Origin of the sequence: Streptomyces sp. NPDC048111, assembly GCF_043202815.1 — a bacterium.
GTDB lineage: Bacteria > Actinomycetota > Actinomycetes > Streptomycetales > Streptomycetaceae > Streptomyces.
Genome location: NZ_JBIDBD010000003.1, coordinates 101,626 through 118,939, shown reverse-complemented (window position 1 = coordinate 118,939; position 17,314 = coordinate 101,626). Strand labels below are relative to the sequence as shown.

Sequence of the window (17,314 nt, the reverse complement as noted above, 5' to 3'; positions counted from 1 at the left end):
CACCAGGCGCGCATCGCACCAGACGCGCATCGCACCTGATGGACGTCGCACCTGATGCGCTCTACGCCTGGCGCGACCCGCACCTGACACGGCTCACCCCGACTCACTCCTCACACGCCCCGTCTGCGGAGCAACAAGCCGGCGGGGTCCGGCACCACCAGAACTACCCGCACCACCAGAACTACGAGCATCACCAGCACCACCGGAAAGACGGTCCGAAGCAAGAAGGACGACAGACAAGGAGGGCCGGACGCCATGACGGTTGTCCCGGCACAACAAGGCGGCGGCAGTGGCGGCACCAGTGGCCTCTACGACGTCCTGGAACTCGTTCTCGACCGAGGCCTGGTAATCGACGCGTTCGTACGTGTCTCCCTCGTCGGCATCGAGATCCTCAAGATCGACATACGGGTCGTCGTCGCCAGCGTCGACACCTATCTGCGCTTCGCCGAGGCGTGCAACCGCCTCGACCTGGAAGCGGGTCCGCACCGCAATCCCGGACTGCCCGACCTGGTCGGCGACATGACCGAGTCCGGCGCCCGCGGCAAGACCAAGGGAGCGCTCTCAGGCGCCGCGCAGACCATCTCGGACGCCTTCAAGGAGGCGCGCGACGACGGTGAGCCCGAGCCGAGGCCGAGGTCCCGGCGCACCACCTCGCGCCGTAAGGAGGAGCAGGAATGACCACGTACGTATACGGCATCGCCCGGCGCGGCCATGGCCGGCTGCCCGAGAGCATGGGCGGCATCGGCGACCCGCCCTGCCCGGTTCGCACCGTCGAGCACGGCGAACTCGTGGCGCTGGTCAGTGACGCCCCCGAAGAGCTCAGGCCCAAGCGCCGCGACCTGCTCGCCCACCAGAACGTGCTCGCCGAGGCGGGCGCGGGCGGAGCCGTCCTGCCGATGCGGTTCGGCGGGGTCTCGACCGACGACGAGGCCGTGCGCGCCGTGCTCGCCGAGCACGAGGAGCGCTATCTGGAGCGCCTGGAGGCACTCGACGGCAAGGTCGAGTACAACGTGAAGGCGACGCACGACGAAGAGGCCGTTCTTCATCAAGTCCTGGCGGACAACGCCGAGTTGCGTGCGATGAGCGAAGCCAACCGGAAGGCCGGCGGCGGCAGCTATGAGGACAAGCTGCGCCTCGGTGAGCGCATCGCCGCCGCCGTGCAGCAGCGCGAGGCGACGGACGCCGCCCTGGTCGAGAGCGCTCTCGACGGCGAGGCCCAGGAGCGCAGCCCCGGGCCGCAGTCCACCGGATGGCTCGCGAACGTCTCGTACCTCGTGCCGCGTGAGCACACCGACCGGTTCATCGCCGCAGTGGACGCCCTGCGCGAGCGTGCCCCGCACCTCGTCGTCCAGGTCCACGGCCCGCTGCCTCCCTACAGCTTCACGGGATGACCCCATGGGCCTCCTCAGTGAGCTGCTGCTGCTTCCCGCGGCGCCTGTCCGAGGCACCTTCTGGGTGCTCGGGCAGGTCGCCGCGGAGGCGGAGCGGCAGTACTACGACCCGGCGACCATCCGCCGTGAACTCGCCGTGCTCGAAGAGAAACTGACGAATGGTGAGATCGACGAGGCCGAGTTCGACCGCCGTGAGGACGAGCTCCTCGACCGGCTTGAACACCCCACCCGCGCCGCCGCCGATCCCCGGAGGAACTAATGGCCACCCCGGCACGATTTCCCGACGCCTACCAGCCCGACGGAGGCGGGGCGAACCTCGCCGACATTCTCGAACGCGTCCTCGACAAGGGGATCGTCATCGCCGGGGACATCCGCATCAACCTGCTCGACATCGAACTCCTCACGATCAAACTGCGGCTCGTCGTCGCGTCGATCGACAAGGCGAAGGAGATGGGCATCGACTGGTGGGAGGACGACCCCTCCCTGTCCACCGGTGCCCGCCGACGTGAACTGGCGCGCGAGAACGACGAGTTGAAGGCGCGCGTGGCCGCCCTTGAGGCCTCACGCGCCGCCGAGGAGGCCACCCCGGCGGCCCGGCGCGAGGCCGTGACCGCCGAGGAGAGCAAGGACGGGGAGGACCGGTGACGCACGACCACGACCTCCTGTACGTGTACGCGGTGACCCGGCCACTCACCGCCGGCCTCCCCGCATCGGTGCGCGGGCTCGACGGAGAACCGCCCGCGCTGATCGAGCACGAGGGCCTGTGCGCCGCGGTGAGCCGCGTGCCCGCGAAGGACTTCAACGCCATCCCGCTCCGCGCCCACCTGGAAGACCTGGATTGGCTCGCCGCGACCGCCCGTGTCCATGAGTCGGTGATCGCCGCGCTGGCCGAGGTGACCTGCCCGGTGCCGCTGCGTCTCGCCACGGTGTGCCGCGACGAGGCCGGGGTGCGCAGGATCCTCGACTCGGGACGCGCCCGCTTCGCCGCCGCCATCGAGCGTCTGGACGGGCGCATCGAATGGGGCGTCAAGGTGTACGCCGAGCCGACGGCGCCGCCGAGCCCCGAACCGGCCGCACCCAGCGCCGGGTCGGCTTCCGCCAGCGGACGGGACTACCTGCGCCGGAAGCTCGGCCAGCGGCAGTCCCGTGACGACTCCTGGCGCCGGGCGGGCACCCTGTCGCGCGCCCTGCACGCCGAGCTGTGCGAGCGGGCCGAGGCGGGACGGCTGCACCAGCCGCAGAGCGCCCGGCTGTCCGGCACGTCCGGTGAGAACGTTCTCAACGCCGCCTATCTCGTTCCGCGTGCGCAGAGCGACGCGTTCGTGGCCGCCGTCCGAGAGCGCTCTCAGCAGGGTGACGGCGTGCGCGTGGAGCTGACCGGCCCCTGGGCGCCGTACTCCTTCGCCGGCGGACCCGACGACGAATCCGAGGACCGGTCCGGCGGTGCGCCGGAGGGCACGGCGGACGGCGCGGACCGTGCGGCCGGTGCCGGTGCCGGTGCCGGCCCCGGGGCGCGGCCGGGGGCCGGCCCTCAGGGCCGGGAGCGAGCGTGAACGAGAGCGGCGAAGCGCTCGCCCAGCGCGAGATCGCCCTGGTCGACCTGCTTGACCGGCTGCTCGCCGGCGGCGTGGTCATCACCGGCGACCTGACGCTGCGCATCGCGGACGTGGACCTCGTACGCATCGACCTCAACGCGCTCATCAGCTCGGTCAGCTCCGAAGTGCCGTCCCCCTTCCAGGACTTCGACGAGTTCGAGCACGAGCACGGACATCGGCACGAGCGCGAGCACGAGCACGGGCGCGATGGCATCGACGGTGGTGACGGCTTCGCCGGCCTCGGTGGCTTCGACGGCCGTGACAGTCTCGGCGCGGGGGAGAGGGCATGATCGACGACCTGCTGAACGACAGTCTGCGCAACGGCGGGGTGCTGAGCGACAGCGTCCTGAACGACGGCCTGCTCAACGATGACCCGCTCGGCGATGGCCGGCCCCACGGCGACCGGCTCGACCACGACCGGACCGAGGACGACCGGCTCAACGACGAGCGAGGTCCGGCACGCGGGGAAGCGCCCCGGCGCCGGGTCGACCTCGACCCGGACACGGTCGAGCGCGACCTGGCCCGGCTCGTCCTGACCGTCGTCGAACTGCTGCGGCAGCTCATGGAGCGCCAGGCGTTGCGCCGCGTCGAAACCGGCGACCTCACCGAGGACCAGGAGGAGCGGATCGGGCTCACCCTGATGCTTCTGGAGGACCGGATGGGCGAGCTGAGGTCGAAGTTCGGTCTGCGCCCGGAAGACCTCAACATCGACCTCGGCCCACTGGGCCCCCTGCTCCCCAGGGACCCTGCCTGAGTCGACGCAACCCCTCCCGACTCCCGCTCCCCGACCCCGACCCCGACTCCCGGCCCGGCCGGGGTGCTCGGCAGGCGCGCCGACGTACGCGACGCCCCCCGCCGAGCACCCCGGCCGGCGTCATGAGCCACCTCGAACCGGCGTCAAGAGCCCCTGCGGACCGGCGTCATGAGCCACCTCAAGAGGGCCTCCGGGGTGCGAACAGGGACAAAGTGCCCCCGGGGCGTGAACGACCGGGTCCGCCGGGGCGGGGTCGTCAGAAGCGGGACTGCGGCCGGTAGACGGTCAGCGCCTCCGGCACCTTGTCGAGCAGCAACTCCCTTGGAGCGGCGGCCACTTCACCGTCGTAGGCGAGGGAGGTGCCCTTGGCGAGGCCCCCGATCCTCAACGACGCCATCCTGCGCGTGGCGTGGACGGGGGAGCGGTGCAGGGGGCCCGCCAGAGCGGCGGCGAGCAGCCGGAGGCCCGGCAGCCGGCCGCCCCGTACGGCGCGCACGTCCAGCAGGCCGTCCGCCAGATCGAAGCGGCGCGCGGGGGCCGGGCCCAGTCGCTGGTACACGCAGTTGCCCGCGAACAGGAGCCACAGCGCGGGGCGGCTGCCGCCGGGGTCGGCGGGCAGCGGGCGCTCGCCGCGCAGCACCTCGAAGGATCCGAGGATTCCCGCGGCCCAGCCGCCGATCCGCGGTGACCAGCGTTCGCGCACTCGCACCAGCTCGGGATAGACGCCGAGGCTGAACGTGTTGAGGAAGTACCCGGCGTCCGAGCCGCCGGGACCGGGCCGGAACCGGCCGAGGTCGACCCGCACCGCGTCCCCCGCCACCACCGCACGGCAGGTGTCCTGGACCTCTTCGATGCCGAGGTCGAGGGCGAAGTGGTTGAGGGTGCCGCCCGGGAACACCGCGAGCGGTACACCGGTCCTGGCCGCGACCGTCGCGGCCAGGTTGACGGTTCCGTCGCCACCGCACACCCCGAGCACCCGGCCGCGTCCGGCGGCCTTCTCCATGGCCGTCGGCAGGTCGTCGGGTTCGCACTCGACGACCTCGGCGAGCGGCAGCGCCTCGCGAATGAGGGCGGCCGTGGCGAGGGCCGTTCCCGAGGCGCGGTTGGCGACGACCACCAGGTCCCGGCCGGCGGGCAGCGCGGGCGCCTCGGCGTGCGGGCGTCCGGGCGGCGGCAGTTGGGCCCGCGTCGGCACCAGCCCGCGTATCGCGAGGGCGGCGCCCACGCCGAGCAGCGCCCCCGCCGCCACGTCGCCCGGGTAGTGCACGCCCGTGTACACCCGGGAGGCGGCCACCGAGAACCCCACCGGCGCGAGGGCCGCGCCCCAGCCCGGAGACTCCAGGGCGACCCCGGTCACGAACGCCGCGGCCGACGCGGCGTGCCCGGACGGGAAGGACGTGGTGATGGGGCTGCGCTTCAACTGGCGTACCAGCGGCACCACATCGAGCATCGGACGGGCCCGGCGCACCGAGCGCTTGCCCACGGTGTTCACGGTCAGCGAGGCGAGCGCGAGCGAGGCGACACCGCGCAGGGCCGCGCGGCGCACCCGGGGCGAGCGGGTCGCGTTCATGGCGGCGGCCGTCGCGAACCACAGGACACCGTGATTGGCGGACCGGCTCAGCCGCGGCAGCACGGCTTCGGCGGCCGGCCAGTCGCGCCGCGCCGCGAACGTGAAAAGCGCCCGGTCGCGGGCGCCGAGACGCTTGTACCAAGAGGAGGACTTCATGGCACGCGGGTACCCGGGCGCCCCCGGACCCAACCGGCGCCGCCCGTCCCCACCTGCCCTCCTTCCCGGCTTCCCCCTGCGCACTCCACGGGGCCGACCTGTGATGCCCGGCACCGCGTGGCGCCGTCCCCGCGCCGCACCCGAGCGAAGCGGTGCACCCAGCACCGAGACCGGCACCACTTGCCGCACCCGAGCGAAGCGGCGCATCCGGCACCGCGCGGCGTACCCGGGCGAAGCGCCGCGCCCGGCACCGCTCCCCGTGGCACGCCCGACGCACCCGATGACCCACCCTCAGCACCCGTACAAGGCGCGGCTCCGGACAAACCTCCGTATAAAGGCTGTGAAGGGTGCGGTGCGAGGTGGTGGATGGCGCGGCCGTGACGGGCGCGGCCGGGCCGACATCGGCATGGCTGTGAACGGCGAACCGCACCCGGAAACTTCACGGACCGAGCGGGACTCACGGGCCGGACGGGGCCCGAGGGCCGGACGGGTTCCATGGGCCGAGCGGGGCCCGAGGAGGGTGTGCGATGCAGGGGACGGCAGCCGAGGGGCGCGGCCCGGTCCGCTATGGCCCGCCCGCGCCCGGACCCGGCCTCCCCGTACTCCCGGCACTCGCCGCGGCGCTCGCCTCCGCCGCCCGGCACGCCGAACCCGAACCGCCCGGCGGCGGCTCCGCGCTGCGCGAGGCGGCCTGCGGCTACTGGCTGCGACGCGGGCTGGCGACGACGCCGGAGCGGGTGGTCGCCGCCCCGGGCGCCCAGGCCCTGCTCATCGCCCTGTTCGGCGCGTACGACGGTGACGTCCTGATGCCGAGGCCCTGCCCTGCCTGGTGGACCCCGCAGGCCCGACTGCTCGGCAGGGCCGCCTACCACGTGCCGACCCCGGCCGAGTGCGGCGGCGTGCCCGACCCCTATGCCCTGCTCGAAACCGTCCGCCGGGTCCGGGCCGAGGGCGGCAGGCCCCGGCTGCTGCTGCTCTGCGTGGCCGACGACCCGACCGCGACGGTGGCGCCGCCCGAGACCGTACGGGAAGCCTGCGAGGCGGCCGTCGCCGAGGGCCTGCACATCATCAGCGACGAGACCTGGCGCGACACCGTGCACCACCCGCACGAGTCGCTCCCCATCAGCCCCGCCGAGATGTGCCCCGACGACGTGACCGTCCTCGCCGACCTGGGAGGCGCCCTCACGCCGCCGGGCTGGCCGGCCGCCGTCGCCCGCTTCCCCGGCACCACGGCGGACGCCCGACACAGGGCCCGTACCCTCGACGTCCTCACGGCCATCGGTGCGGTCGTCGCCGCCCCCGTCGCCGCCGCGGCCACCCTCGCCCTCGCCGAACCGGCCCCCGTCGTCGAACGGGCCCGCAGGGCCGCGACCCTGCACGCCCGCCTCGCAGCCGCCGCCCATCAGGCCGTGCTCGACGCCGGCGCCCTGGCCAGGCCCCCACAGGCCGGCCGCCACCTGTACGCCGACCTCGGCCCCTTCCGCGCCCGCCTCGCCGAGCTCGGGGTCACCGACTCCATGGAACTGGAGGAGTACCTGACGGCCCGTCTCGCCGCCCCCGCCCCCGGCGGCCACCGCTTCGGCGACGAACTCGGCGCCCTGCGCGTACGTCTCGCCACCGGCCCCCTGCTCGGTGCGACCGAGGCCCAGCGCCTGGACGCTCTCGAAGCGGCCGATCCCCTCCAACTACCGCATGTGAGCGCGGCGTTGAGTCATTTCTCCTCCGTACTCGCCGACCTCGCTTGACCTGACCTGACGTGACGTGACCCGAGCCGCGCTCACCACCCCGACCCGCCCCTCGCCCCCTAGCCCCCTCACCCCCCCGCAGGACACCGCCGCCCCTGGCACCCCCGACCCACCGCCGCCCCTTCCACCGCCCCGTGCGACGCCACCGAACGGAGCTGCCTCGATGACGGATCAGACGGACAACACCGCCCAGACGGATCGTGCCGAACAGCCCGACCCGCCGGATCAGGCGCAGCACACGGATCGTGCCGATCAGACCGACCCGCCGGATGAGGCGCAACAGACGGATCATCGGGGCGATGTCGAGCAGGATGTCGCGACCCCCGCCCCGGACGGGGCAACGCCCCCGCCCCCGACACCGCGCCCCCTCGGAGAGCTGCGCCGCTGGCCCCGCTCCTTCGCCGGTCGGCTCACCGCCCCGCTCCCCGGCGTACGGGCGATGGCGCGCCTGGCCCGCGAGGGCGCCATCCGGCCCCGTGCCGAGGGGCTGCGCGCGATCCCGGACCTGCCGTTCGCGCCGGGCCCGCTGCCCGAGGCCGGCCCCGACACGGTGGCCGTGACCTGGGCCGGGCACGCCAGTTGGGTCGTGCGCATCGGCGGACTCACCGTCCTGACCGACCCCGTGTGGTCACGGCGCATCCTCGGGATCCCGCCCCGGATCACACCCGTCGGGGTGCGCTGGGAGGACCTGCCACCGGTCGACGCCGTCGTCATCAGCCACAACCACTACGACCACCTCGACGCCCCCACGCTCAAACGGCTCCCGCGCGACACCCCGCTCTTCGTCCCGGCCGGTCTCGGCAGCTGGTTCAGACGCCGGCGCTTTCACCAGGTCACGGAACTCGACTGGTGGGAGGCCGCCGAACACCAGGGCGTCCGCTTCGACTTCGTCCCGGCCCACCACTGGTCCAAGCGCGGACTCACCGACACATGCCGATCCCTGTGGGGCGGCTGGGTCCTGAGCGACCGGCACCGGCGCAAGGTCTACTTCGCGGGGGACACCGGGTACGGGCACTGGTTCAAGGAGATCGGCCGCCGCTTCCCCGGCCTCGACCTCGCGCTGCTCCCCATCGGCGCGTACGCCCCGCGCTGGTGGCTCCAGGACGTGCACACCGACCCGGAGGAAGCGGTGCAGGCCTTCGCGGACCTGGGCGCGCTGCGGATGGCACCGATGCACTGGGCGTCCTTCGTCCTGTCCGCCGAACCGGTCCTGGAGCCGCTGACCCGGGTCCGGGCCGCCTGGACACGAGCCGGCCATCCGCGCGAAGACCTGTGGGACCTGCCGGTCGGGGGCTCCCGGGTACTGACGGCGGAGCCCGGGGAGGCGGATGCGGGCCCCGTCAAGGAGGAGGTTGCGGAGGCAGTCGGTGGCTCCGCAGTTATCCCTCCTGCTCCGGCGTAGCCCGCCCCCGCCCGGCAGTCCGGACCGTCACCCCTGCTCTGGCGTGACCCGCCCCCGCCCGGCAGTCCGGACCGTCACCCCTGCTCAGGCGTGACCCGCCCCCGCCCCCGCCGCAGACGTCGCCACCCCGCCGGAGCGCCACTGATCAGGAGGGTCAGGCCCACCGCCACCACCACGCCCTTCCACGGCTCGTCGAAGAGGGAGCCGCCGAGAATGCCGATCAAGCCGTACGCGCCCGCCCAGGCGAGGCACGCCGGAACGTCCCCGCGGACGAACGCGCGCAGCGGCATCTCGCCGAGCAGGCACGCCAGCATCACCGGGATCCGCCCGGCCGGCACCAGGCGGGACAGGACCAGGACGACCACGCCGTGATCGGCGAGCTTGCGCTGGGCCTGCTCCAGGTGTTCCGGCGCGGCCCGGCCCCGCAGCCTGGCGAGCAGGCGTGATCCGTTCTTCGAGTGCACCCCGCGCTGTCCGAGCCAGTACAGCGCGACGTCGCCGAGGAACGCGCCCAGGGCGCCCACCACGAACACGAGCAGCAGCGAGAACCAGGCGGTCTGGTGGAAGGCCACCACCGCCGCGGTCGAAACCAGCGCGCCGGTCGGCACCACCGGCACCAGGGACCCGAGCGCGACCAGGACGAACAGCGTCGGATAGCCGGCCGCCTGCTGGGTCGTCTCGGGCGTCACCGTGGCGGTGAGCGCGAGCAGTCGGTCCGCGCTCACCGGGTGGCCTCGATGCGCACGCTCTCACCGTGCGCGAGCCGGTGAACCGCCGCCTTCGGGGCCAGCCGGGCCGCGTGCCGTACGAACTCCTCGCCCGGCGCGTGGAACTCGTGCGGCCGCACCCCGTCCATGCCGATCGGCCAGTACGTCCCGTAGTGCACCGGCACCGCTGAGAGCGCTCCCAGCGCGGCCAGCGCTTCGGCGGCGCGCCCCGCGTCGAGGTGCCCCGGGCCCAGGTGCGGACCCCAGCCGCCGACCGGCAACAGCGCCACGTCCACCGGCCCGACCGCGTCCGCCATGTCGTCGAACAGCCCGGTGTCGCCGGCGAAGTACGTCCTGGCCGCACCCTCGACGACGTAACCGAGCGCGGGGGAGCGGTGCGGGCCCAGCGGCAGCCTTCGCCCGTCGTGGCGCGCGGGCACGACCCGTACCCGCACCTCCCCGACCCGGACGGTGTCCCCGGCCCGCACCTCGGTGATCCGCGCCCGCAGGCGCCTGAGCCCCGGCACGGAGCGTGCCGCGCCGGCCGGAACGATCAGCCGCGTGTCCGGGCCGGTCCTGGCGAGCGAGGGCAGGTGCAGATGGTCGGCGTGCAGATGCGAGACGAGTACCGCGTCCGCGACGGCCGCCCCGGGTGCTGGAAGCGCTCCCCGGCGCCGGCGCAGATGCGCGAGGCGGCGCGCGAAGAGCGGATCGGTGAGCAGCCGCACCCCGGAATCCTCGATCGTGCAGGTGGCATGACCCCACCAGGTGACCTCCACCGACACGACACCCTCTCGTTCGTGCGGCGCCCGCTCGGCGCCCGCTGTGACGACGAGCCTAAGTCCCCGCGTACGACGGGCGCGGCGGCCGTGGCAAGGTGGGGCGCGAACAGGCGAGGCGGAAGGCGTGTGGCGTGGGGCGATGGAGAAAAGCGGGCAGCGCCCTGCTCCGGGTGATCGTGGTGTGGGTCGTCTCGACGCTCACCATGATGCTGCTCGCCGGGGTCCTGCCCGATTTCAAGCTCACCTCCGACAGCGGCGCCGGCATCACCCGGGTCGCGCTGACCGCCGCCTGGGGCGCGGGCGCGTTCGGACTGCTCAGTGCTTTGGTGTGGCCGCTCGTGGTGCGGGCGTTCCTGCTCGTACCCGCTCTCGTGCTCGGCCTCCTGGTGTTCTTCCTCAACGGCTCGCTGCTCCTGGTCGCGCTCCGTCTCATCCCGAGCGGTCACGGCGCGGCCGAACCCGAGACCGCGGTGATCGTCGCCGCCGCCATGTCGGCGGTGGCCTCGGCGACCTCGACCGCCCTCGCCGTCCGTGACGACGACGCCTACCGCCGCCGGCTGTCCCGGCTCGCCGACCGCCGCAGACGCCGGCGCGACGGCGGGCCGGTGCCGCAGCCGCCCGGCATCGTGTTCCTCCAGCTCGACGGCGTCGGTGAACACGTCCTGCGCCGTGCTGTCGACAGCGGCCTCATGCCGACCGTCGCGGGGTGGCTCCGCGCCACCCACCGCCTCACCCCGTGGCGCACCGACTGGTCGAGCCAGACCGGCGCGAGCCAGCTCGGCATCCTGCACGGCTCCACCTTCGACGTGCCGGCCTTCCGCTGGTACGAGAAGGAGAGCGGCGAGGTGATGGTCTCCAACCGGCCCGCCTCCGCCGTCGAACTGCAGCGCCGGGCCGTCGAGCGCACCGGCGACGGCGGACTGCTCACTCTCGACGGCGCGAGCCGCGGCAACCTCTTCTCCGGCGGCGCCGACCAGGTGGCGCTCGTCCTGACGGCGGCCGCCCGCCGGGGCCGCCGCAACCGCTCTCGCGCCGGATACTTCGCCTACTTCTCCGACCCGGCCAACGCGGTGCGCACCGCCGGCTCGTTCGTCGCCGAGGTCGGCCGCGAGATCGCCCAGTCGACCCGGGCCCGGCTGCGCAAGGCGACTCCGCGCGTCGGCCGCGGCGGCCTCTACCCGCTCATCCGCGCCTTCGCCACGGTCGTCGAGCGGGACGTGGTCGTCGCCGCCGTCATGGGCGACCTGCTCGCCGGGCGCACCGCCGTCTACGCCGACCTCGTCGCCTACGACGAGGTCGCCCACCACTCAGGACCGCGCGGCTCGGACACCGACCACGTGCTCGGACGCCTGGACCGCTCGCTCGCACTGATCGCCGGCGCCGCTGCACAGGCCCCGCGCCCCTACCGCATCGTGCTTCTCTCCGACCACGGCCAGAGCCCGGGAGAGACCTTTGAGAGCGCTTTCGGGCTGACTCTCAAGGACCTCGTACGGGCCGGCTGCGGGCTGCCCGTGCCCCGCAGGGCCCGCCGCACCCGCAGCGGCGCGGAGGCCCGGTACGCGGTACGGGTGGCGCTCCACCGGCCGGTCGAGGAGGGCGAGGAGCACCGTCCCGGCCCCGAGTCCGACCCCGTCGTGCTCGCCTCCGGCAACCTCGGCCTGATCTCCTTCCCCGACGCCGAGGGCCGCATGACCCGCGAGCAGATCGACCGCCGCCACCCCGCGCTGCTGCCCACCCTCGCCGGCCACCCGGGCATCGGGTTCCTCCTCGTCCGCAGCCAGGAACACGGGGCGGTGGTGCTCGGACCGGCCGGAAGCGAGGTGCCGCTGGCTCAACTCACCGACGGCGAAGGTCCGTTGAAGGGGTTCGGGCGCGGCGCCGCCGACGCGGTGCGCCGCACCGACACCTTCCCGCACACCGCCGACATCATGGTCAACTCGATGTACGACCCGAGCACGGGCGAAGTGCACGCCTTCGAGGAGCAGATCGGCTCGCACGGCGGCCTCGGCGGCGAGCAGTCCCACCCCTTCCTGCTGTCGCCCCTCGACCTCAGCGAACCCGTGCCGGACGGCGGAGAACTCGTCGGCGCGGAACAGGTCCACCACGTGCTGCGCCGCTGGCTGCGCGAGGACCAGGGGCCGCAGGTCCCGATCCCCTCCGACGTCCGGCTCAACGCCTCCGCGGACATGCCCGCCGACCTCCCGGTTGACGTCCAGGCCGGCGTCCCGGCCGAGCGAGAGGTGCCGGTGCCGGGCGCCATGGAGAATCCACCGCCGACCGCACAAGCGGAAGGATCATTTCCGGTTGCCGGCGGGGCCACACAGGACAAAACCTGCTGATTTGGCGGCCCGCCCCCCGTGCCCGACCATGGTCAGGTTTGTCCCGCACGAGAGGCCTGCCACCCCGCCATGACCACGCAAGAAGCCCAGAGCAAGCACGCCCGGCAATTCGGCCTGCCGGTCGCGACCGCCCTGGTCATGGGCAACATCATCGGCGGAGGGATCTTCCTGCTGCCGGCCTCCGTCGCCCCCTTCGGCACCATCAGCCTCGTCGCGTTCGCGGTGCTGACCGCGGGCGCCATCGCGCTCGCGCTCGTCTTCGGCCGGCTCGCCGAACGCCACCCGCAGACCGGCGGTCCCTACGTCTACGCCCGCGCGGCCTTCGGCGACTTCGCCGGGTTCCTCGCCGCCTGGTCGTACTGGATCACCACCTGGGTCTCCAACGCCGCGCTCGCCGTCGCCGCCGTCGGCTACCTCGACGTCCTCATACCCGTCCACGGGTCCAAGGCCGCGACGATCACCGCGGCCCTGCTGCTCCAGTGGCTCCCGGCACTCGCCAACCTCGCGGGCACCCGGTACGTCGGCGCGGTCCAACTCGTCGCCACCGTAATGAAGTTCGCTCCGCTGCTCCTGGTCGCCGTGGGCGGCCTGTTCTTCTTCGACCCGGCCAACCTCGGCCCCTTCCGGACGGGCGGCCAGTCCGGACTCGGCGCGATCTCCGCGTCCGCCGCCATCCTGCTCTTCAGTTACCTCGGCGTGGAGTCGGCCGCCGTCAGCGCCGGCGAGGTCCGTGACCCGCGCCGCAACGTCGGCCGCGCCACCATTCTGGGCACGCTGGGCGCCGCCGTGATCTACCTCCTGGGAACGCTCTCCGTCTTCGGTACGGTCCCGCACGACAGGCTCGTCGACTCCACCGCGCCGTTCACGGACGCCGTGAACGCCATGTTCGGCGGCTCCTGGGGCGGCACGGCGGTCGCGCTCGCCGCCCTCGTCTCCATGGTCGGGGCCCTCAACGGCTGGACCCTGCTCAGCGCCCAGACTCCCTACGCCGCCGCCAAGGACGGCCTGTTTCCCCAGGTGTTCGGTGTGAAGCGGCGCGGTGTCCCGACCGTCGGCGTCCTGGTCACCGCGGTCCTCGCCTCGCTCCTGACGGTCTACAACTACACCGCGGGATCCAAGGGCGTCTTCGAGATCCTCGTCCTGGTGACCACCTTCACGGCCACCGTCCCCTACCTCCTGTCGAGCGCCGCCCAGATCTACTTCCTCGCCAGCGGCCAGGGAGAGCGCGTTCAGCCCTCGCGCCTGGTGCGCGACGCGGTCCTCGCCGTGCTCGCCTTCGGCTTCTCGATGTGGCTGGTGGCGGGCTCCGGTTACGAGGCCGTCTACCAGGGGGTCCTGTTCCTCTTCGCGGGTGTGCTCGTGTACGCGTGGATGGCGGCGCGCAGGCATCGCGGCGAGGCCCGGTCGGCCGACTGACCCGCCGACCGGCCCACCGACTGATCATCGGCCGACCGCCGCGTCGGCCGATCGCGATGCCGGCCGGCCGATGAATTGACTCGCCGACGGGGCGACCGGTGGACGTGCGACGGCCGGAGCGGCCGACGCGCGACGGGCAGACCGGCGCCGACGTGTTGTTCGCCACCCCGCCGCCCCCAGGGGAGCGCCACGGCCCCCGGGTCCCGGGGCATAACGGACGTACCGGCTACGGCGGTTGCGGACAAGTGGATCATGTGTGGTGGGATGAGCTGATGCGAACCCCCACACGCATACGTCCCCACTATCGCAACCCCTATGACGAACTGGCCGCACTGGCCGACCCCGAGCCGTACCCCCTGGCGGCCGACGAGCCGTACCCCCGCCGAGCCGAAGAGCAGTGGCCCGAGCAGCCTGATTCGCAGTGGCCCGAAGGGGCCGACCAGCAGTCCGACCGGGCCGACCAGCAGTGGTCCGACCAGTACGACGAGCAGCGGCTCCGCCAGGTCGACGAGGAGTCGCCCTACCGCGGACTCGCGCCCGACGGGATGCCCGAGGTGGCGCCCGAGAGCGCTCTCGGCGGTGCACGGTTCGGCGGCGCTCCGGGCGGAGCTGCGCTTGGGAGCGCTCTCAGCGGCGCGCGGTCCGGCAGCGCCCGGGACGGGGCTGCGTCTGAGAGCGCTCTCGGCGGCGTGCGGTCCGGCGGCGCTCCGGACGGGGCTGCGCCTGGAAGCGCTCTCAGAGGCGATCCGCGGCACCCCCACCCCTCGCACGCCACGAACGCGCACCCCGGCGACGACTTCTTCTCGCCCCTGCCGCCGCCGCCCCGGCGCCGCGCAGACGGCAACCGGCGTACCCGGCGCGGCCGGCGCCGCCGCAGCAGCCTGGTGGCCGCCGTCCCGCGCACGGCCAAGCTGCTGATCGCGCTCTCAGTGGGTGCGGGGTTCCTCGTTCTGGGTGACCGCTGCGCCGCGATGTACGCGGAGAAGAAGGCCGAGCAGACGCTCAAGTCCGAGCTTCACCTGGAGGCCGCGCCGGAGGTCGACATCCACGGCTTCCCGTTCCTTACGCAGGTCCTGGACAAGCGCCTGGAGCGCGTTGACGTCACCGTGCCCCACGTGCCCGCCGATCGCGTCTCGCTCGCGAAGGTGCAGGCGAGCGCGCACGACATTGAGCTGACGGGAGACCTTCCCAGCGACATCCGCGGTGCGGTGATCGACCGGCTCAACGGCCAGGTCGCGCTCTCATTCGACGACATGAACCGCGAACTCGCGGCATCCCAGGTCAAGTTCAGCCGTCGCAGCGCCAACTCGGTCGGCGCGGACGGCAAGCTGACCATCGCCGGGCAGGAACTGCGCGTCAGCGCGGAAGCCCAACTTCGGCTGGTCGGCGACCGCGGCCTGTCCACGGACATCGACGGCATGAGTCTCGACATGCCCGGCATCGCGGTCTACCGCCCCGGTCGCAACAGGGGCCTCACCCTGCACCCCGAGACCGCGGCCCTGATCAGCCGCGACACCGCCCGGGTGAAAGCGCTCCTTTCGGTGCCGGCCGTGGTGAAGCGGCTGGGCGTGCCCGACAAGGACGTCCAACTGGCCCTGCGGAACGAGGACAAGCTTCACGAAATCGTGGGCACACCCCGTTTCGCGGAGCAACTCACCCACGTCAATCTGGTCGACGTCGTCGTGGACCACCCCTGGCTGTTGTCCAAGGTCGGCATCGACCCCAAGCTCGTCGCCGGCCTGCTCGCGATGCGGCCCCCGGAGCTCTCCGACCGCCTGTCCTTCTCGTTCACGCTCCCCAAGGCCGCCCAAGAGCTGCACCTGCGGGACGTGCGCGTCGAGGAGAACGGCATCGTGGCGTCCGTCTCGGGCGCCGACCTCACCGTCGGCAAGGGCGGCTAGCGCCTGGGCGCCCGCCATTGGTCGCGCTCTCCTGCCGCCTGGGCGGCCGCCATGGTTCGCGCTCTCCTGCGGGGCGGTCGAGCGGCTCGGCACGACTGGGTGCCGGGCCCGGGTGTGGGGCGCACGCGGGCGGGCCCGGACGGCAGCCGCCCATGGGGCCCCGTGCCGCCATGCCTCCGCCCGCCCCCACGGCGGACGCCCCTGCGGGTGCGAACCCCGACGAATGCGCGGATGCTGGGATGGCCAGCATCCGCAAGGAGGCAAATATGTCGATGCTCGACAAGCTCAAGGAAATGATCAAGGGTCACCCGGACCAGGCGCGCCAGGGCGTCGAGAAGGCGGGCGACGCCTTCGACTCCAGGACGGGCAACAAGTACCAGAGCCAGGTCGACACGGCCCAGCAGAAGATCAACGACCAGCTGGGCAGCAACCGGCCGCAGGACCCGCCGCCGCCGAGCTGACGCCAGCGGCTCCTTGATCTCGCCACCGCCCCCGACGGTCCCACCGGACCCGGTCGGGGGCGGCGCGGGCGTGTAGGTACGTCCCCGGTGGGGGCCCAGGTTCCCGGCGCTGCCGGGTCGGCGGCGGCGCACCATGGGGGTCGATGCGTCATGTGCCCGGGGGGCAATACGTCAAGGGGAGTCACCCGGTAGAGCGGATCTGTGCGGATCGGTGCACGTCACCGGCACGGGCGGGCAGAGCTGACCTCGTGCCGTCCGCTTTCCTCGCCTGCCTGCGCCGCACCCTCGTGGTGCTGGTGGTGCTCGGCGCGCTGTTCGGGGCGGTGCCCGGCGCGCAGGCCTGCGAGGGGCGGACGGTGGGTGCGGCCGAGGTGTCGATCGTCCCGGAACCGTCGAACGAGAGCACTCCCGACGCCGCCGACGCCGTACTCCCCGTACAGCCCCGCCGCATCACGCGACCGGACCGCCCCGTGGTCGCCGACACCGCGCGGCACGAGTCCGTCCCGACCACCCGCACCCTCCATGACGAAGCCCGCCGGCCCGCGGGGGAGACCGGCGCCCGCTGTGTGGTGCTGCGCTGCTGACCGTTCCGTACGGAACCAGGTCGGACAGTCGAACAGCCAACTCACGCACACAGCAAGGTGGTTCAGTCATGCCCATCGACCCCTTCACGGCGCTCAACGCCATGATCCGCGCCGAGGCCGCGCGCATCCGTCCCCTCGGAACCACCGCCCCCGAAGGAGCACCCGAGCCGGACGGGGAGCCCGCGCCCGCCGAAGCCCAGCGCCGCCGCCCCCACCCTGACGACCTGAGCACCACCGGCCACGACTTCAGGCCCGGCCGCGCCCGCGCGGATCGCCCGGGAGCCGCCCGGCCGAACCGCTAGGCACGCGGCGGGGCAGCGGCAGTCCTGCGGGCCCGGCCGGATCGAGGACGGTGAGGGGTGTTCGGGGAGCGCCCGAGAGCATCGAAGGGGGGCCTGAGAGCGCTCTCAGACCCCCCTCGCTCCCTCGCCCCTCACCACCGCCCTGGACGCCACCAAGGCCCCCGCCCCGCATCGCCCCTGTTCCTTCCCCAGCGTCCCTCACCCCCCGC

The 17,314-nt window shown here is 73.4% G+C and carries 17 protein-coding genes and 1 pseudogene; 15 read left to right on the top strand and 3 right to left on the bottom strand.

Annotation, left to right across the window (positions count from 1 at the left end; all coding sequences use genetic code 11):
- Positions 1-255 precede the first annotated feature (255 nt).
- The 7 genes and pseudogenes from ACGF3I_RS08300 to ACGF3I_RS08270 all read left to right on the top strand — a co-directional run bounded on the left by ACGF3I_RS08300 (position 256) and on the right by ACGF3I_RS08270 (position 3,740).
- Positions 256-678 carry a gas vesicle structural protein GvpA gene (locus tag ACGF3I_RS08300; protein ID WP_393129828.1) on the top strand — a complete coding sequence of 141 codons (423 nt, stop codon included), beginning with the start codon at positions 256-258 and terminating at the stop codon, positions 676-678.
- Positions 675-1,391 carry a GvpL/GvpF family gas vesicle protein gene (locus ACGF3I_RS08295; RefSeq protein ID WP_393129827.1) on the top strand — a complete coding sequence of 239 codons (717 nt, stop codon included), beginning with the start codon at positions 675-677 and terminating at the stop codon, positions 1,389-1,391. The genes ACGF3I_RS08300 and ACGF3I_RS08295 overlap by 4 nt, the downstream gene beginning before the upstream one ends.
- Before the next feature lie 4 nt (positions 1,392-1,395).
- Complete coding sequence (locus ACGF3I_RS08290) at positions 1,396-1,650, top strand: gas vesicle protein GvpG (protein WP_393129826.1); 255 nt, start codon at positions 1,396-1,398, stop codon at positions 1,648-1,650.
- Positions 1,650-2,036, top strand: coding sequence for a gas vesicle protein (locus tag ACGF3I_RS08285; protein ID WP_393129825.1), 387 nt, complete (start codon positions 1,650-1,652; stop codon positions 2,034-2,036). Before ACGF3I_RS08290 ends, ACGF3I_RS08285 begins: the two co-directional genes overlap by 1 nt.
- Positions 2,033-2,944, top strand: a complete 912-nt coding sequence (locus ACGF3I_RS08280) for a GvpL/GvpF family gas vesicle protein (protein WP_393129824.1) — start codon at positions 2,033-2,035, stop codon at positions 2,942-2,944. The genes ACGF3I_RS08285 and ACGF3I_RS08280 overlap by 4 nt, the downstream gene beginning before the upstream one ends.
- Positions 2,941-3,132: pseudogene (locus ACGF3I_RS08275) on the top strand (gas vesicle protein); the annotation flags it as partial. The gene ACGF3I_RS08280 and the pseudogene ACGF3I_RS08275, both read left to right, overlap by 4 nt.
- 140 nt (positions 3,133-3,272) lie before the next feature.
- Positions 3,273-3,740 (top strand): gas vesicle protein K, encoded by a 468-nt coding sequence (locus ACGF3I_RS08270; RefSeq protein ID WP_393129823.1) that lies wholly within the window; start codon positions 3,273-3,275, stop codon positions 3,738-3,740.
- A gap of 256 nt (positions 3,741-3,996) precedes the next feature.
- Here ACGF3I_RS08270 and ACGF3I_RS08265 read toward each other — a convergent pair whose 3' ends face one another.
- Positions 3,997-5,466 carry a bifunctional phosphatase PAP2/diacylglycerol kinase family protein gene (locus ACGF3I_RS08265; protein WP_393129822.1) on the bottom strand — a complete coding sequence of 490 codons (1,470 nt, stop codon included), beginning with the start codon at positions 5,464-5,466 and terminating at the stop codon, positions 3,997-3,999.
- Positions 5,467-5,993: 527 nt separating this feature from the next.
- Here ACGF3I_RS08265 and ACGF3I_RS08260 point away from each other — a divergent pair.
- Together ACGF3I_RS08260 and ACGF3I_RS08255 are read left to right on the top strand one after the other, a co-directional pair.
- Entirely contained in the window at positions 5,994-7,211 is a 1,218-nt protein-coding gene (locus ACGF3I_RS08260) for an aminotransferase class I/II-fold pyridoxal phosphate-dependent enzyme (RefSeq protein WP_393129821.1), read from the top strand.
- A gap of 163 nt (positions 7,212-7,374) precedes the next feature.
- Positions 7,375-8,613, top strand: coding sequence for an MBL fold metallo-hydrolase (locus ACGF3I_RS08255; protein ID WP_393129820.1), 1,239 nt, complete (start codon positions 7,375-7,377; stop codon positions 8,611-8,613).
- A 74-nt stretch (positions 8,614-8,687) separates the two neighbouring features.
- Here ACGF3I_RS08255 and ACGF3I_RS08250 read toward each other — a convergent pair whose 3' ends face one another.
- Positions 8,688-9,338, bottom strand: a complete 651-nt coding sequence (locus ACGF3I_RS08250) for a DedA family protein (RefSeq protein ID WP_393129819.1) — start codon at positions 9,336-9,338, stop codon at positions 8,688-8,690.
- Positions 9,335-10,105 carry an MBL fold metallo-hydrolase gene (locus ACGF3I_RS08245; protein ID WP_393129818.1) on the bottom strand — a complete coding sequence of 257 codons (771 nt, stop codon included), beginning with the start codon at positions 10,103-10,105 and terminating at the stop codon, positions 9,335-9,337. The genes ACGF3I_RS08250 and ACGF3I_RS08245 overlap by 4 nt, the downstream gene beginning before the upstream one ends.
- A gap of 200 nt (positions 10,106-10,305) precedes the next feature.
- Here ACGF3I_RS08245 and ACGF3I_RS08240 point away from each other — a divergent pair, with 200 nt between their 5' ends.
- The 6 genes from ACGF3I_RS08240 (at position 10,306) to ACGF3I_RS08215 (ending at position 17,105) form a co-directional block, all read left to right on the top strand.
- Complete coding sequence (locus tag ACGF3I_RS08240) at positions 10,306-12,441, top strand: hypothetical protein (protein WP_393130198.1); 2,136 nt, start codon at positions 10,306-10,308, stop codon at positions 12,439-12,441.
- Between the two features lie 69 nt (positions 12,442-12,510).
- The gene (locus ACGF3I_RS08235; protein WP_393129817.1) at positions 12,511-13,857 is read left to right on the top strand and encodes an amino acid permease; all 1,347 of its coding nucleotides are present in this window, start codon (positions 12,511-12,513) and stop codon (positions 13,855-13,857) included.
- Between the two features lie 272 nt (positions 13,858-14,129).
- Positions 14,130-15,758, top strand: coding sequence for a DUF2993 domain-containing protein (locus tag ACGF3I_RS08230; RefSeq protein WP_393129816.1), 1,629 nt, complete (start codon positions 14,130-14,132; stop codon positions 15,756-15,758).
- A 266-nt stretch (positions 15,759-16,024) separates the two neighbouring features.
- The gene (locus ACGF3I_RS08225; RefSeq protein ID WP_393129815.1) at positions 16,025-16,219 is read left to right on the top strand and encodes an antitoxin; all 195 of its coding nucleotides are present in this window, start codon (positions 16,025-16,027) and stop codon (positions 16,217-16,219) included.
- A 248-nt stretch (positions 16,220-16,467) separates the two neighbouring features.
- Positions 16,468-16,803 (top strand): hypothetical protein, encoded by a 336-nt coding sequence (locus ACGF3I_RS08220; RefSeq protein WP_393129814.1) that lies wholly within the window; start codon positions 16,468-16,470, stop codon positions 16,801-16,803.
- 68 nt (positions 16,804-16,871) lie between these two features.
- The gene (locus ACGF3I_RS08215; RefSeq protein WP_393129813.1) at positions 16,872-17,105 is read left to right on the top strand and encodes a hypothetical protein; all 234 of its coding nucleotides are present in this window, start codon (positions 16,872-16,874) and stop codon (positions 17,103-17,105) included.
- Positions 17,106-17,314 lie beyond the last annotated feature (209 nt).